We start from the raw sequence: 15,790 nt of genomic DNA, 5'->3' as shown, positions 1-15,790 counted from the left end.
GCACCGCCAAACCAAAAATAAAACCAGAAAAAACAATAAAGAAAGGAATGAGTTGGCATGATCGGAATTATTGACTACGGTATGGGAAATCTGCACAGTGTCAGCAAAGCACTAGAACGACTCGACCTTTCTTATTTCTTATCCGAAGACCCAGAAGAACTTGAGAAAGCGGATGGATTGATTTTACCAGGAGTTGGTTCTTTTCGAGATGCCATGACCCTGCTCAAAGAAAAGCAGCAGGAAGAGTTTATTAAAACGTGGGCAGCTGATGGAAAACCGCTTCTTGGCATTTGTCTTGGCATGCAGTTATTGTTTGAAGGCAGTGAAGAAAACGGAGATACAGAAGGACTTGGGTTTTTGCCTGGCTATGCGAGACTTTTCAAAGGAAAGAGCGAAACCGGGGAAGCGTATAAAGTACCGCACATGGGATGGAATAAACTAGAATTCCAACAGCCGGAACATGACTTGCTGCAAGATACAGAAGAAGGCCACGTATATTTCGTTCATTCCTACGTGATCGAAACGCCAGACAAAGATGTTTTGGTAGCGGCAAGCGATTACTATCAAGAAGTGCCTGCCGTTGTTGGGCGCGGACGCGTGATGGGAACCCAATTTCACCCTGAGAAAAGCAGCCGGCTTGGCATGAAAATGCTAGATAACTTCGGAAAAGTAGTCGCAGAAGGGAGCCGGACACTATGAGTGAATTTAAAATATACCCAGCCATTGATATCCGCGGCGGAAAATGTGTTCGTCTTTTGCAAGGCGATTATGATAAAGAAACGGTTTACGGAGATTCTCCAGTAGATATGGCCGCGCGTTTTGAAAAAGCCGGGGCTTCCTGGATACATATGGTTGATTTAGACGGAGCCAAAGAAAAAAAACGTGTGAACGATGAGTTTGTCGTAAAAGCAGCTAAAGAACTTTCTGCTAACGTTCAGGTAGGCGGCGGCATCCGAACGGCAGAAGATGTGGCGTATTATCTCGAGAATGGGGTAGAACGCGTCATTTTAGGAAGTGTAGCGGTACAGCACCCTGACTTTGCAAAAGAAATGCTAGCAAAATACAAAGAAAAAATTGCAATCGGCCTTGATGCAAGAGATGGTTACGTAGCGGTGAACGGCTGGCTGGAAACATCTGAAGTGACAGCTGTTGCACTTGGGCAGAAAATGGCCGAATACGGAGCAGAAACGTTTATTTTTACCGATATTGCAAAAGATGGCATGTTATCCGGCCCCAATGTTGAAGCCATTGCAGAGCTGGCAAAAGCGACGGGGAAAAAAGTAATTGCATCGGGAGGAGTCAGTGATCTGGACGATTTAAAAGAGCTGGCCAACTACCGAAATGAAGGTGTTGCAGGTGCTATTGTAGGCAAAGCAATTTATACAGATAAAGTCGACCTCAAACAGGTGCTTACGGAGGTGGATCAATAAATGCTGACAAAGCGAATTATTCCATGCTTGGATGTAAAAGAAGGACGCGTTGTCAAAGGGGTTCAGTTTGTTGACCTTCGCGACGCTGGTGATCCAGTAGAACTGGCTGCTTTTTATGATGAACAGGGAGCCGATGAACTAGTATTTCTTGATATTTCTGCGTCTCATGAAGGACGGAAAACAATGGTCGAAGTTGTAAAAGAAGTGGCTGGAACCCTTGCTATTCCATTTACTGTAGGAGGCGGCATCAATTCTTTGGATGACATGCGTACTATCCTGCGGGCAGGGGCAGATAAAGTATCGCTGAATACAGCTGCGGTAAAACGGCCTGAATTAATTACGGAAGGCGCGGATTATTTCGGTTCACAATGTATTGTGGTTGCAATTGATGCAAAATATGAAGAAGAGCTCGGATCCTGGAGAATTTATACACACGGCGGGCGCACCCCGACCGATTGGGAAGTATCCGACTGGGCCAAAGAAGTCGTCCGCCTCGGTGCCGGGGAAATTCTATTAACAAGCATGGATCAGGACGGTGCCAAAACGGGGTTTGATCAAGCTTTGACGGAAAAAGTGAATGAAGCCGTGTCGGTTCCTGTTATTGCGTCAGGAGGAGCAGGAGCTAAAGAACATTTTGTAGATGTATTTGAAGACGCACAAGCGGATGCTGCATTAGCTGCTTCCATTTTTCATTATAAAGAAACATCTGTTGAAGAAGTGAAGACGTATTTAAGAGAGAATGGGGTGCTGGTGCGATGAATATAGAAGAGCTTTCATTTGATGAAAAAGGGCTTATTCCTGCGATTGTTCAAGATGCTGTAAATAAAGAAGTGCTGACACTCGCTTATATGAACAAAGAATCCCTTACAAAAACAATAGAAACAAAAGAGACCTGGTTTTACAGCCGTTCAAGACAGGAACTTTGGCATAAAGGAGAAACATCTGGGAACACGCAGCAAGTAACAGATATCCGCTACGATTGTGACCAAGACGCGCTGGTGGTAAAAGTGACCCCTCTTGGGCCAGCCTGTCATAAAGGCACGTACAGCTGTTTTAGTCAATCCCTTTTAGAAGATGAAAAAACAGATGCCAACGCCGGCCGCTTCGATATTTTAAACCAATTAGAGCAAACGATTGCGGCAAGAGAAGCAGAAATGCCGGAAGGGGCTTATACGACATACCTGTTTACCGAAGGTGTGGATAAAATTTTGAAGAAAGTTGGAGAAGAAGCGAGTGAAGTAATCATTGCTTCTAAAAATCGTGATGCTGAGGAGCTGAAATGGGAAAGTGCGGACCTTTTGTATCACCTTTTTGTCCTGCTTCGCGAACAAAAATTACCGCTTGATCATGTATTAGGTGTCCTTGAAGAACGCCACGGTAAATAAAGGAAAAGGAAATCGTGTAAAACACCTCGTTGTTTATGGAAGCGGCGGTTTTCCTGCATCCTGTACGTTGAATGCCGGCCGCTTTCGCTTTCCTGTTCCTTAATAAATACTTACGAGTGTAAAAGATAATGCCTGTTTTAGCTGTTCAAAAAGGGGGAAATTCCCTAAATGAACAGCTTTTTTTCCTTTCTGTCTGATGATATACTAGGCATATTGCAACGGTGCTCCTAATGGAGGGGAAGGAAGTTTATGAAAACTCAAAATGAACAAAAACAAGGACAAGTGATTCCTTTTATACAAAACGGTGAATATTTTTTTAAACGGGGCGTCACGGCTTATCAAAAAAAAGAGCTGACACGCGCCGTTAAATATTTACGACGAGCGGTTGAATTAAATCCAGAACAAGGAGTTTTTCATTGTCAGCTGGCCGCTATATACGCGGACATGGCAGAATACGAAAAGTCAAATGAATTACTTCTTTATGTTCTTGATGAGTTAGATGAATCGATGTATGAGTGTTATTTTTTCTTGGCCAACAATTATGCTTATCAAGGATTGTTCGACCGTGCAAGAGAAACGGCAAAGCTTTACTTGCGGTTTGTTCCAGAAGGGGACTTTGCAGCTGATGCCGAAGATTTGCTTCAGCTTTTAAAGCTAGAAGACGTCGAGGAAGACTCTGAAGACGATCTTACAAAAACGGGAGACGAACTAATTATAACGTATGAAAAAGCCGTACGTATGATAGAAGAAGAAAGATATTATGAAGCGGAAACGCTGCTTGAAAATATTATTACTGATTATCCGTCCTATTGGCCTGCTCAAAGTCAGCTCGCCCGCGTACTTCATTTAAAAGGCCAGACAGAAGAGGCATTAGCTTACACGAAAGACTTGTTAAAGGAAAACGCATATTTACCAGCAGTATGTCAGTTAGCTGTTTTATATAAAGAAATGGGAAGAGAAAAAGAAGCTTCTGAAATAGCAGAGATGTTAAAAAGAACGGTGCCTTTAGATAAAGACCATTTACAAAGGATTGCTTCAACATTATGCAGGTTAAGAGAATATGACGAAGCGTATTATTTTTTCCGGATGCTTGCACAGCGCTTTGGTCCAGAAGACGAAAATTTCTTCTTTCAATACGGTGTAGCTGCATATCAAACAAAGCGTTACAGCCAAGCAGAAAAGTGGTGGAGACAAGCACAGATAAGAAATCATCACGGAGCCTCTGTCTTATTAGAAAAGATGCAGCATGGACTTTTGACAGCCAGCGACGTGAACCATGAATCTTATCAGTACCATCAACTGTAGCTGTTTTTCTGCAATATTATTTCCCCAAGCAGAATATTGGACTTATTCGCTCGACTTATTTACGATAAGGCATGAATAAGACAAATCACAATGTATTTGCTAAAGCTTTACAGGGGATATTATGGATATGAAAGAGGAGTGAATCATCATGTCAGAAGAAAAAATTTATGATGTCATCATAGCAGGTGCCGGCCCGGCAGGTATGACAGCTGCTGTATATACGTCCCGCGCTGAAATGGATACACTTATGCTTGAACGCGGTGTACCAGGCGGACAAATGGCTAATACAGAAGATGTGGAAAATTATCCGGGATTTGATCATATTCTCGGTCCGGACCTTTCTAATAAAATGTTTGAACATGCGAGAAAATTTGGTGCTGAGTACGCTTATGGTGATGTAAAAGAAATTATAGACGGAAAAGAGTACAAAACGGTAAGAGCAGGCGGAAAAGAGTATAAAACACGCTCGGTTATCGTTGCAACAGGTGCAGAATATAAACAGCTCGGTGTACCAGGCGAAAAAGAATTGGGCGGACGCGGTGTATCTTATTGTGCGGTATGTGACGGCGCATTTTTCCGCAATAAAGAAATTGTAGTTGTCGGCGGCGGAGATTCAGCTGTTGAAGAGGCTGTTTACTTGACGCGTTTTGCTTCTAAAGTAACAGTAGTTCACCGCCGTGATCAGCTCCGTGCCCAAAAGATTCTGCAGCAGCGCGCGTTCGTCAATGATAAAATTGATTTTAAATGGGACACAGTTGTGAAAGAAATCAACGAAAACAATGGAAAAGTTGGCAGTGTCACACTCACTGACTTGAAGTCTGGAGAGGATTATGAATTTGAAACAGAGGGTGCATTTATTTATATCGGGATGCTTCCTTTAAACGACGCTGTTAAAGGCTTGGATATTTTAAATGAAGAAGGGTACATTGTTACAAACGAAGAAATGGAAACAAAAATTCCCGGCATTTTTGCAGCCGGAGACCTCCGTGAAAAATCTCTTCGTCAAATTGTGACAGCTACTGGTGACGGATCGCTAGCAGCACAGACTGCACAGCATTATGTAGAAGAATTGAAAAATACAGTCGAAGCATAACAAAAAATGATGCTTACAATTTTAAATCGATTTTAACGCTACTGTAACAAATATGAAATAAATATAGAGTAGAATGAAAACAGTAATTGACCCCCTTTTTATATATCCTGGTGCAGCATAGGCAAATGCCTGTGCTCTTTTTTTTAATTTATAAATGTTTAACTTTGTTAAAGGATCAAAGTATATTGCCATTTTGGACTTGGCGGTAAGCCAAGTTTTTCTAATGCCTTAAATTGCGATATTTTGACATTTACATTAGTGCTTTTTTAAATATTTTTATCAGTAAAGGTGTAAAAAATTGAGCAATACCCCGCTCTTTTAGTATACTAGTAAGAGTAAATGTGAGGTGATGAACATGCAGCGTGTGACAAATTGTGTATTAACCGATCATGATCACGTTCTTATGCTTCAAAAACCGAGCCGTAACTGGTGGGTCGCACCGGGTGGTAAAATGGAGGCAGGGGAATCTGTACGTGATTCTGTTGTCCGTGAATTTTGGGAAGAAACAGGTATTACGGTGAAAAATCCTGTTATTAGAGGGATTTTCACTTTTTTAATCATAGAAGATGAAAAAGTTATTTCCGAATGGATGATGTTTACCTTTGGTGCCAACAAATGGGAAGGAAATTTGTTAAAAAAGTCACCCGAAGGAATTCTTTCCTGGCAGCCAAAACAACAAGTAAAGGCTCTTTCCATGGCAGAAGGAGACCGGAAGATTTGGCAGCATATTTTAGAAGACAGCGGTGTGTTATACGGGACGTTCCGCTACAGCCCAACCTATCAATTAATATCAAGTGAATTGCAAAATGACGAAACATTTGAATAAGATAGAGAGAAGGGACGGAGGATACAGTGATGGGGCAGCCAAATGAGGATATCCAGGTAGTGATCATTACCGGAATGTCTGGGGCAGGCAAAACAGTTGCTATGCAAAGCTTTGAAGATTTAGGATATTATTGTGTTGACAATCTCCCGCCAGCATTAATTCCCACGTTTATCGATTTAATAGAAAGCTCCGGCGGTAAAATGAATAAAGTAGCTTTAGTTATTGATTTACGGGGCAGAGAGTTTTTTGATCATTTATTTGAAGCGGTTGATCAATTAAGATTGAAAACGAATTTACGGACTCATATATTATTTTTAGATGCTAAAGATAATGTTCTTGTCCGGCGATATAAAGAAACGCGCCGTTCTCATCCGCTTGCTGCGGAAGAAGCACCGCTTGAAGGGATTCAACACGAACGAGAAATTCTAGAGGATTTAAAAGGCAGAGCCCGGCAGATTATTGATACGAGCGATTTAAAGCCTAAGCAGCTGCGCGAACGCATCATTCAATCTTTTACCGGTCCGGAAAAAGATGCTTTTTCTGTTAATGTTATGTCCTTTGGATTTAAATATGGTCTGCCGATCGATGCCGATCTTGTCTTTGATGTCCGTTTTTTGCCAAACCCCCATTACATTGACTACCTTCAGCCAAAAACAGGATTAGAAGAAGAAGTCTCTTCGTATGTGTTAAAATGGTCGGAGACAAAAGAATTTATGAAAAAATTAATTGATATGTTAGAGTATATGCTTCCTCAATATAAACGCGAAGGCAAAAGCCAGCTCATTATTGCTATTGGCTGTACAGGCGGCAAGCATCGTTCAGTAACCCTGGCTGAGTATATTGCAGATTATTTTGCCGGAGACTACGCCACCCATAAAAGTCACCGGGATGTAGAGAAAGGAAAGAAATATAATCGTGGATAAGCCGAATATTGTCGTCATCGGCGGAGGGACAGGACTTTCTGTACTGCTTAAGGGGCTTAAAACCTTCCCGGTTAATATTACAGCTATTGTAACAGTTGCTGATGATGGCGGCAGTTCAGGAATACTTCGTAAAGAATTAAATATTCCTCCTCCTGGGGATGTCCGCAACGTTCTAGTTGCACTTGCTGAAGTAGAACCAATGATTGAACAATTATTTCAGCACCGTTTTGAAAATGGAAATGGCCTTTCCGGACATTCCTTGGGAAACTTGCTTCTTGCTGGTATGACTTCGATTACCGGTGATTTTGCTAGAGGGATAAGTGAACTTAGCACCGTGTTAAATGTTAGAGGAAAAGTGTTCCCGGCAGCAAATCAAAGCATTGAATTGCATGCTGAAATGACAGATGGTTCCTTTGTAAAAGGGGAATCAAGTATACCGAAATCAGGCAAACATATTAAAAGAGTATTTTTATCTCCTTCTACTATTCAGCCGCTGCCAGAAAGTCTAGAAGCGATCCAAAAAGCTGATTTAATTGTCTTAGGGCCTGGAAGTCTTTATACGAGTGTCATCCCCAATTTGCTCGTTCCTGGTATCACAAAAGCAATACGTGAAGCGCCAGCAAGAAAAGTTTATATCTGCAACGGAATGACACAAGCAGGAGAGACAGATCATTTCTCCGCTTCTCATCACGTTGAAGCTATTTACAAGCACACGGGTAATGGCTTGATTGATACAGTACTTGTTAATAATGGCAGCATCCCGGAAACTATTATTAAGCGTTACCAAGAGGAGAATGCTGCACCGGTTCACTGTGATGATAACAAAATAGACAATCTTGGCTTGAGAGTCATTAAAGATGAGTTTATGCAATTTAAAGATAATCTTTTACGCCACGATGCAGTAAAAGTTTCTCAGTCTTTATTAACCGAACTATAAAGAAAAGGCAGGAAAGGCCGCTTCTGAAAAGATACGGCCCTAAAGAGTAAAAGGGCGGTGATTCAACCATGTCATCCTTTGCGGCTATGACAAAAAAAGAGTTAACTCAATTTGAGACAGATGATTGTTGTGCGAAAGCTGAACTGGCTGCATTAATAAGAATGAATGGTTCTATATCTTTTGGAAATAAAGAGATGCTTTTAGATGTTTCTACTGAAAATGCAGCAATAGCGCGGCGTATATACAAGTTAATAAAAAAGGTATACCGAGGAACGGTTGTTGAATTGATGGTAAGAAAAAAGATGCGTTTAAAAAAAAATAACGTATACTTAGTGCGTATCTCAGAAGAAGCACGGGAGCTTTTAAGTGATTTAAGCATTATGAAAGACGGGTATCGTTTTATTCGTTCGATTTCTCCTGATATTATTAAAAGCAACTGCTGTAAACGTGCGTATTTACGAGGAGCTTTTTTAGCGGGGGGATCGGTCAATCATCCAGAAACCTCGTCTTATCATTTAGAAATATTTTCTTTATATGAGGAACATAATAAAGCATTACGTGACTTATTACATGAATTTTACCTTCCTTCAAAAAGTTTAGAAAGAAAAAAAGGGTTTATCTTATACATTAAAGAAAGTGAAAAAATAACAGAATTTCTAAATGTCATAGGTGCCCATCAGGCTCTACTTTATTTTGAAGATGTCCGTATTATGAAGGATATGAGAAATTCGGTAAACCGTCTTGTCAATTGCGAAACCGCTAACTTAAACAAAACAGTCGGTGCAGCATTGAGACAAGTGGAAAATATTCAGCTCGTTGACAATGAAATAGGCCTGCAGCATTTACCAGATAAAGTTAGAGAAATCGCAGAGCTTCGTGTCAAACATCAAGACGTTACCCTAAAAGAGCTTGGAGAAATGGTGCCAAATGGTCCAGTAAGTAAATCAGGGGTCAATCACCGCCTTCGAAAAATTGATCAATTAGCAGAAAAAATTCGAAAAGGCGAGACCGTACAACTAGAAAAAACGTAAGTATTGATAAACTAAAATGGAGGAGATGTGAGTGATAGAAAACACAGTTGAAGTAAAATTAAAAACAGGGTTACAAGCAAGGCCGGCAGCATTATTCGTACAGGAAGCAAACCGATTCCAGTCAAATATTTATCTTCAAAAAGACGATAAAAAAGTAAATGCAAAAAGTATTATGGGAGTTATGAGTCTGGCTGTTCGCAACGGCGGAACGCTGCAGATTATAACGGAAGGTACGGATGAAGAAGAGGCCATGCAGGCTTTAACTGACTATGTAGAAAAAGAAGAATAAGAAAAGCTCCGGTTCCTTTTGATGGACCGGAGCTTTTTCTTATTTGTTACTTATAAAGAACTTCGTCGACCATGCCGTATTTTTTAGCTTCTTCAGCGGACATGAAGTTGTCGCGGTCTGTATCTCTTTCAATAACTTCAAGCGGCTGACCTGTACGTTCTGAAAGAATTTTGTTCAGCTTTTCGCGCATTTCTATAATACGGCGGGCATGAATTTCAATATCAGAAGCTTGACCTTGGGTTCCGCCAAGCGGTTGGTGAATCATGACTTCACTATTTGGAAGGGCAAAACGTTTCCCAGGTTCTCCTGCTGTAAGTAAGAATGATCCCATAGAAGCTGCCATTCCTACACAAATCGTAGATACCTGCGGTTTGATATGCTGCATCGTATCGTAAATAGCCATACCGGCAGTAATGGAGCCGCCAGGACTGTTAATGTACAATGATATGTCTTTTTCAGGATCATCAGCAGCCAGGAAAAGAAGCTGTGCCACAACGGAATTGGCAATATTATCGTCAATGCCTGAACCCAGCATGATAATGCGGTCTTTTAAAAGACGGGAATAAATGTCATAGGCGCGTTCCCCGCGATTTGTCTGTTCAATTACTGTAGGTATTAGATTCATGTTTATACATCCTCCTATCATATAGTGAATCCAGCGCTTATCTTTGCTGTTGATTCCATCATAACTTAATGGTCAATAATGATCAAATGAAAAGCAGCTAATTTATTTGTGCTGATCCATATTATACAGAAAAGGTCAGTGTGTTCCTATGAAACTGACCTTGTCCTGTAATTCGATAAGCTATCCGATAAACCCTGCATGTATCTTATCCTTTTTTTTCGTGTTTCAAACCAAATTCCTTTTTTCATTAATAACGAAAGTAAGATATAATAGAAGGAAGACTCTATGAATAGAGGAGGCAGGTATTATGTTTGGCCAGGATCGTCTCGGAGAAGATAAGCGGTTTGAAAAAGAAGAAAAAACCTCTTTAGAAGAAGTGGCAGTCAAAATAGAAGAGATCGCTTCTGCGTTACGAACACAAGGAAAATTTACAGAAAAAAATGAAAATGAACAAATTACGATCTCTCCTTCCCGGGAAGTTAATATGCTATTTGATTATGTGAAAAAAGGAAAACACCATAAAACTGGATTTTATTTGGAATGGCATGATTAAAATTTTTTCTACTCTTATATAAATGTATTAGGAAAAAGTACGTGCTCTTTAACATATGGTATAATATATGTAGTAAACGCTTACAAATGAGAGGAGGAAGCGGCGTGAATCTAGAAATGGGATTGTATCAACAGCAAACGATGAAGCTCGTCATGACACAAGAATTGCGCCAGGCCATCTCCTTATTGCAATTTTCAGCCTTGGAACTATCGGAATTTTTAGAAGAGCAAGCCCTTGAAAACCCAATGATGGAAATAGAAGAGCGAAATACTGCCTTAAAAGATGAACCTGTTTATAATATGCCTGTCATGTGGCATGACGAGCCTTCCGAGGTACAAGAAAAAGAAGAAGAGCAATCTTCACCTTTTGATCGAATCAAAGATGACAGAGAAAGGATTTCAGATTATTTAATTCAACAAATTCGATTTTTGCCAGGTTCAGAAGATGATAAACGAGTATTAACACATATGGCGAGAAATGTTAGTGACAGCGGATATCTTGAAGGGACCTATGAAGAAACCGCCGCATTGTTTCCTATTACCGAAGAATACTATGAAGCATATGTCTCAAAGCTGCAAAGCTTAGAGCCTGCTGGAATTGGAGCACGGTCGTTAAAAGAATGTTTATTGCTCCAGCTAGAGAGGCAATCTCCAAGAAATCATTTTGCTGAGATGCTGATTAAAGATCACCTTGAAGATCTTGCTGCCAGGAAGTGGAAACAAATTGCAAAAAATCTTGACACTTCTTTAGAAGAGATCCAACAGGTGTATGATGATGTACAGAAGCTCGATCCATACCCAGGTTCAAGCTTTGGCGGAGGAGATCATCCCGGACATTTGTATCCTGATGTGTATGTAGAACGGGACGGAGATCGTTTCGTTGTTCGCTTAAATAATGACGGGCTCCCCAAAATTAGAATGAACCGTCAGTACCGACACTTATTAGAAACCAAGGAAGAAGGAGAAGCCACAGAATACGCAAAGAAAAAATACAAACAGCTCGTATGGCTGTTAAAAAGCATTGATCAGCGACAGCAAACGATACGAAATATAACCGAAGCGATCGTTCACTTTCAGCATGATTTTTTTGAAAAAGGACCTTCAGCGATTAAGCCGCTCACATTAAAAGATGTAGCAGAAGAAGCGGACGTACACGAATCTACCGTTTCAAGAACAACAAATCAAAAATACGTACAGACACCGCACGGTTTATTTGAGTTAAAATACTTTTTCAGTGCAGGAATGAATAACAGTACTGGAGAACAAACTTCTACGTTTGTTATAAAGTCGATGATAAAAGACTTAATAGCACAAGAAAATAAACAAAAACCTTTATCTGATCAAAAAATAGCAGAATATATAAAAGAAGAACATGACATTTCTATATCACGAAGGGCCATCGCAAAGTATAGAAGAGTGCTTAATATTCCTTCTTCTTCTAAACGAAAACGATATTAAAGCCATTAAATGAAAAACGGCGGTCGTTAAATGATGGATTTTACGGCCGGCGTTTTTGCGTGTTCTGCTGTTCAACGTATAGACATCGTGTTGTTACAGAACGCAGCGTTTTTAGGCTGGTCGGCAAGCATTGATTGGAAATATTAGAAAGGGACTGTCCAAAGGTTTTTTCAGCTGAAATACACTTCGCTTTCACCATCAGGGCACAAGTGCGACATCTACTCATTTTTTTCACTAATGTTTAAAAGATAAATGCAGGGGGAATAATTATGAACAGATTATTGCTAATCTCATCATTTATTGATATGATAAAACAGAAAAAAGAAATATTTCTTTTTTTATACCGTAAGTGGGACGTAAAATGTCTTAGCGGGACAAAAAATGTCCGCAAGAGAAAATCTGGTGATGGATACATATGAGGAACTTGATTGAATTACAAAAAAAATTACAGCCGGACGTTCTTGAAGTGATGGAAAAGCGTTATCAGATTTTACAATACCTTCGCTTAAAGCAGCCTGTCGGAAGACGTACTCTCGCTGCCAGTCTAGATGTTTCTGAACGTATTTTGCGCAGTGAAGTTATGTTTTTAAAAGAACAAGGCCTTGTTCATGTAGGAAGCGGCGGAATGACGTTAACCGAAGAAGGAGAAGACCTTCTGGAAGGGCTCGAAGGAGTGATGAAATCTGTTTCAGGGCTGCAAGACTTGGAAGAACGTCTTGCCCGAGCGCTTCATGTCAATCAAGCAATTATTGTATCCGGGAATAGTGATCGTTATTCATGGGTAAAAAAAGAGATGGGGAGAGCTTGCGTTCAACAAATGAAAGAAAAGCTTGCTCCTAAAGATATTGTTGCGGTCGCAGGAGGAACGACCTTAGCTGCTGTGGCTGAAATGATGTCACCAGATTCGAACTTAGAGGAAGTATCTTTTGTCCCTGCTAGAGGCGGTCTTGGTGAAAAAGTGGAAATTCAATCCAATACGATTAGTTCTACGATGGCGCAGAAAGCACATGGGAAATACAGATTATTACATGTACCAGATCAATTGAGTGATGAAACAAGAGAGTCATTAATTTTAGAACCAGGAATTAAAGAACTGCTTTCTATAATACGTCAGGCCAAAATGGTCGTCCACGGTGTCGGGGAAGCAGAGACGATGGCGGCAAGGCGGAAAACAAAAGCAGAAACGTTAGGGTCGCTAAAAGATAAAGAAGCGGCAGCTGAAGCGTTTGGCTACTATTTTGATCGAGCAGGCCAAATTGTTCACAAAGAAAATACAGTTGGTCTTCAGCTTGATGATCTCACTAATGAGCAGTTCGTAATAACTGTTGCTGGAGGTGCTTCCAAAGCTGAAGCCATTACCGCTTACATGAAGCACCGGCCAAGCGATGTTCTCATTACAGATGAAGGGGCGGCACAAGCCATATTGGACCTATAAAAATGCCCTGGATGAAAAAATAAGCAAGACCCTGCAGTAGAGGCCGTTACCTAAAAGAAAGGCACCTCTGCCGGAATATATAAAAGCAGTATTTTATAATTAGGAGGAATTTTGTGATGGCAACTAAAATTGGTATTAATGGATTTGGAAGAATCGGTCGTGTCGTATTTCGTGCAGCTTTGAAAAATGATGACGTAGAGGTTGTAGCTATTAACGACTTAACAGATGCTGAAATGCTGGCTCACCTGTTGAAGTATGATTCTGTACATGGCAAACTTGAAGAGGAAGTTTCTGTTAACGGCGAGAACTTAGTTGTCGGTGGTAAAGAAATTCGTGTAACAGCTGAAAGAAATCCTGCCGATATTGGCTGGGGAGATGCTGGTGTTGAACTCGTAATTGAATCTACCGGTCGTTTTGTAGAGCGTGACGATGCTGCAAAACACTTGGAAGCTGGAGCGAAGAAAGTTATTATTTCTGCACCAGGTAAAGAAGTAGACGCAACATTTGTTATGGGTGTTAACGAAAATACGTATGATCCGTCTAAGCACGATATTGTTTCTAATGCGTCTTGTACGACAAACTGCCTGGCTCCTTATGCCAAAGTATTGAACGACAAATTTGGCTTGAAGCGTGGAATGATGACTACCGTACACTCCTATACCAATGACCAGCAGATTCTTGACCTGCCGCATAAAGACTATCGCCGTGCTCGTGCTGCAGCAGAAAATATTATTCCAACCTCTACAGGAGCAGCAAAAGCAGTAGCACTTGTACTTCCTGAACTTGAAGGTAAATTGAACGGCGGAGCAATGCGCGTGCCGACTCCAAACGTTTCACTTGTAGACCTAGTTGCTGAGCTTGAAGAAAATGTAACCGTTGATGATGTGAACAATGCATTAAAAGAAGCGGCGGAAGGCGAATTGAAAGGCATTCTTGGTTACAGCGAAGAACCTCTCGTTTCCGGCGACTACAACGGCAATTCTAACTCTTCCACTATTGATGCCCTTTCTACAATGGTAATGGAAGACAATATGGTTAAAGTTATTTCCTGGTATGACAACGAGTTTGGATATTCTAATCGTGTTGTAGACCTTGCTGCTTATATGGCAAAACAACAATAAAAACCAAACCTGGGGATGACAAATACAGGGGGAGAAGGAAGTAATATTTCTTACTCCCCTTTTTAATGAAACAACGGATGCATGTGCTTCGTTTTTAGAAAAAGCCTTGAAATATTGTGCTGCTAAAAAGGATAATGAGGTATTGGAAAAGAAAAGGGAGGTTCATCCTAATGAATAAAAAGTCTATTCGCGACGTCAATTTGAACGGAAAAACTGTATTTTGCCGGGTTGATTTTAACGTTCCTATGAGTGAAGGAAAAGTAACAGACGACACACGGATTCGTGCAGCCCTTCCTACAATCGAGTATTTAATCGAACAAGGAGCTAAAATCATCCTTGGAAGCCATCTAGGCCGGCCAAAAGGAAAAGTATCGGATGAACTTCGACTAGGACCTGTAGCTGTTCGTCTTGGGGAGCTCCTTCATAAAGACGTCAAAAAAGTAGATGAAGTATTTGGAGAAGAAGCAAAACATGAAGCTGCACACTTAGCAGAAGGGGAAGTAGTATTGCTCGAGAACCTTCGCTTTGAACCAGGAGAAGAAAAAAACGACACACAATTATCTGAAAATATCGCTTCCCTGGCAGACTTTTATGTGAACGATGCGTTTGGTGCCGCTCACCGTGCTCACGCTTCTACAGAAGGTGTGGCCCGCCACCTTCCATCTGCTGCCGGATTACTTATGGAAAAAGAGCTTGAAGTATTAGGGAATGCTTTATCCGATCCAGAACGTCCATTCACTGCTATCATAGGCGGAGCTAAAGTAAAAGATAAGATTGGTGTTATTGATAATCTGCTTGATAAAGTAGATAATTTGATTATCGGCGGCGGACTAGCTTATACGTTCGTAAAAGCAAAAGGATATGAAATAGGAAAATCCCTTTTAGAAGAAGACAAAATAGATTTAGCTAAAGATTTTATGAGAAAAGCGGAAGACAAGGGTGTTAATTTTTACATGCCGCTTGATGTTAAAGTGGCAGATGACTTTGGCAGCGACGCCAACACTAAAATTGTAAATATTGATAACATCCCAGCCGATTGGGAAGCGCTTGATATTGGGCCAAAAACAATGGATGCATGTAAAGATGTAATTAACGCGTCGAAACTAGTTATTTGGAACGGGCCAATGGGTGTATTTGAACTCGAGGCTTTTGCTAACGGTACGAAAGCTATTGGAGAAGCACTTGCTAATGCTTCTGAAACATATTCCGTTATAGGTGGAGGAGATTCTGCTGCAGCTGTTGAAAAATTCGGCTTTGCTGAACAAATGAGCCATATTTCTACAGGAGGCGGCGCTTCTCTTGAATTTATGGAAGGAAAAGTTCTTCCTGGAGTTGCCACATTAGATGATAAATAAGATCTGTATCTAAGCATATAAAAGA

General features: G+C 40.7%; 18 protein-coding genes. 17 read left to right on the top strand and 1 reads right to left on the bottom strand.

The window, feature by feature from the left end; all coding sequences use genetic code 11:
* The first annotated feature begins 57 nt into the window (after nucleotides 1–57).
* The 11 genes from hisH (at nucleotide 58) to CEF16_RS11785 (ending at nucleotide 9,219) form a co-directional block, all read left to right on the top strand.
* Nucleotides 58–699 (top strand): imidazole glycerol phosphate synthase subunit HisH, encoded by a 642-nt coding sequence (gene hisH, locus CEF16_RS11835; protein ID WP_091581065.1) that lies wholly within the window; start codon nucleotides 58–60, stop codon nucleotides 697–699.
* Nucleotides 696–1,430 (top strand): 1-(5-phosphoribosyl)-5-[(5-phosphoribosylamino)methylideneamino]imidazole-4-carboxamide isomerase, encoded by a 735-nt coding sequence (hisA, locus tag CEF16_RS11830; RefSeq protein ID WP_091581067.1) that lies wholly within the window; start codon nucleotides 696–698, stop codon nucleotides 1,428–1,430. Before hisH ends, hisA begins: the two co-directional genes overlap by 4 nt.
* Nucleotides 1,431–2,189 carry an imidazole glycerol phosphate synthase subunit HisF gene (gene hisF, locus CEF16_RS11825; protein WP_091581072.1) on the top strand — a complete coding sequence of 253 codons (759 nt, stop codon included), beginning with the start codon at nucleotides 1,431–1,433 and terminating at the stop codon, nucleotides 2,187–2,189.
* Nucleotides 2,186–2,815 carry a bifunctional phosphoribosyl-AMP cyclohydrolase/phosphoribosyl-ATP diphosphatase HisIE gene (hisIE, locus tag CEF16_RS11820; RefSeq protein WP_091581074.1) on the top strand — a complete coding sequence of 210 codons (630 nt, stop codon included), beginning with the start codon at nucleotides 2,186–2,188 and terminating at the stop codon, nucleotides 2,813–2,815. The genes hisF and hisIE overlap by 4 nt, the downstream gene beginning before the upstream one ends.
* A gap of 249 nt (nucleotides 2,816–3,064) precedes the next feature.
* The gene (locus CEF16_RS11815; protein ID WP_091581077.1) at nucleotides 3,065–4,120 is read left to right on the top strand and encodes a tetratricopeptide repeat protein; all 1,056 of its coding nucleotides are present in this window, start codon (nucleotides 3,065–3,067) and stop codon (nucleotides 4,118–4,120) included.
* Nucleotides 4,121–4,268: 148 nt separating this feature from the next.
* Complete coding sequence (gene trxB, locus CEF16_RS11810; protein ID WP_091581079.1) at nucleotides 4,269–5,213, top strand: thioredoxin-disulfide reductase; 945 nt, start codon at nucleotides 4,269–4,271, stop codon at nucleotides 5,211–5,213.
* Between the two features lie 355 nt (nucleotides 5,214–5,568).
* Nucleotides 5,569–6,039 carry an 8-oxo-dGTP diphosphatase gene (locus CEF16_RS11805; RefSeq protein WP_091581082.1) on the top strand — a complete coding sequence of 157 codons (471 nt, stop codon included), beginning with the start codon at nucleotides 5,569–5,571 and terminating at the stop codon, nucleotides 6,037–6,039.
* Nucleotides 6,040–6,068: 29 nt separating this feature from the next.
* Nucleotides 6,069–6,962, top strand: coding sequence for an RNase adapter RapZ (gene rapZ / locus CEF16_RS11800; RefSeq protein ID WP_091581085.1), 894 nt, complete (start codon nucleotides 6,069–6,071; stop codon nucleotides 6,960–6,962).
* The gene (locus tag CEF16_RS11795; protein ID WP_091581087.1) at nucleotides 6,955–7,899 is read left to right on the top strand and encodes a gluconeogenesis factor YvcK family protein; all 945 of its coding nucleotides are present in this window, start codon (nucleotides 6,955–6,957) and stop codon (nucleotides 7,897–7,899) included. Before rapZ ends, CEF16_RS11795 begins: the two co-directional genes overlap by 8 nt.
* Nucleotides 7,900–7,967: 68 nt before the next feature.
* Complete coding sequence (gene whiA / locus CEF16_RS11790) at nucleotides 7,968–8,930, top strand: DNA-binding protein WhiA (RefSeq protein ID WP_091581090.1); 963 nt, start codon at nucleotides 7,968–7,970, stop codon at nucleotides 8,928–8,930.
* Between the two features lie 31 nt (nucleotides 8,931–8,961).
* Nucleotides 8,962–9,219, top strand: coding sequence for an HPr family phosphocarrier protein (locus CEF16_RS11785; RefSeq protein WP_091581092.1), 258 nt, complete (start codon nucleotides 8,962–8,964; stop codon nucleotides 9,217–9,219).
* A gap of 46 nt (nucleotides 9,220–9,265) precedes the next feature.
* Here the strand turns inward: CEF16_RS11785 and clpP are convergent, their stop codons facing one another.
* Nucleotides 9,266–9,844, bottom strand: a complete 579-nt coding sequence (gene clpP / locus CEF16_RS11780) for an ATP-dependent Clp endopeptidase proteolytic subunit ClpP (protein ID WP_091581095.1) — start codon at nucleotides 9,842–9,844, stop codon at nucleotides 9,266–9,268.
* A gap of 307 nt (nucleotides 9,845–10,151) precedes the next feature.
* On the opposite strand from clpP, the gene CEF16_RS11775 reads away from it, so the two are divergent.
* The 6 genes from CEF16_RS11775 (at nucleotide 10,152) to CEF16_RS11755 (ending at nucleotide 15,765) form a co-directional block, all read left to right on the top strand.
* Complete coding sequence (locus tag CEF16_RS11775) at nucleotides 10,152–10,397, top strand: amphi-Trp domain-containing protein (RefSeq protein ID WP_091581098.1); 246 nt, start codon at nucleotides 10,152–10,154, stop codon at nucleotides 10,395–10,397.
* Between the two features lie 104 nt (nucleotides 10,398–10,501).
* Nucleotides 10,502–11,854, top strand: a complete 1,353-nt coding sequence (gene rpoN, locus CEF16_RS11770) for an RNA polymerase factor sigma-54 (protein WP_245917847.1) — start codon at nucleotides 10,502–10,504, stop codon at nucleotides 11,852–11,854.
* A gap of 269 nt (nucleotides 11,855–12,123) precedes the next feature.
* On the top strand, nucleotides 12,124–12,273 hold the full coding sequence (locus CEF16_RS23780) for a hypothetical protein (protein ID WP_170031872.1): 150 nt from the start codon (nucleotides 12,124–12,126) through the stop codon (nucleotides 12,271–12,273).
* On the top strand, nucleotides 12,270–13,289 hold the full coding sequence (locus tag CEF16_RS11765) for a sugar-binding transcriptional regulator (protein WP_091581100.1): 1,020 nt from the start codon (nucleotides 12,270–12,272) through the stop codon (nucleotides 13,287–13,289). The genes CEF16_RS23780 and CEF16_RS11765 overlap by 4 nt, the downstream gene beginning before the upstream one ends.
* Nucleotides 13,290–13,405: 116 nt before the next feature.
* On the top strand, nucleotides 13,406–14,410 hold the full coding sequence (gap, locus tag CEF16_RS11760; RefSeq protein ID WP_091581102.1) for a type I glyceraldehyde-3-phosphate dehydrogenase: 1,005 nt from the start codon (nucleotides 13,406–13,408) through the stop codon (nucleotides 14,408–14,410).
* Nucleotides 14,411–14,580: 170 nt separating this feature from the next.
* Nucleotides 14,581–15,765 carry a phosphoglycerate kinase gene (locus CEF16_RS11755; protein WP_091581104.1) on the top strand — a complete coding sequence of 395 codons (1,185 nt, stop codon included), beginning with the start codon at nucleotides 14,581–14,583 and terminating at the stop codon, nucleotides 15,763–15,765.
* The last annotated feature ends 25 nt before the right edge of the window (nucleotides 15,766–15,790 follow it).

This window comes from Alteribacillus bidgolensis (assembly GCF_002886255.1).
Lineage (GTDB): Bacteria > Bacillota > Bacilli > Bacillales > Marinococcaceae > Alteribacillus > Alteribacillus bidgolensis.
Note: the sequence above shows the minus strand (reverse complement) of the source record. Positions and strands in the feature narration are given on the sequence as shown.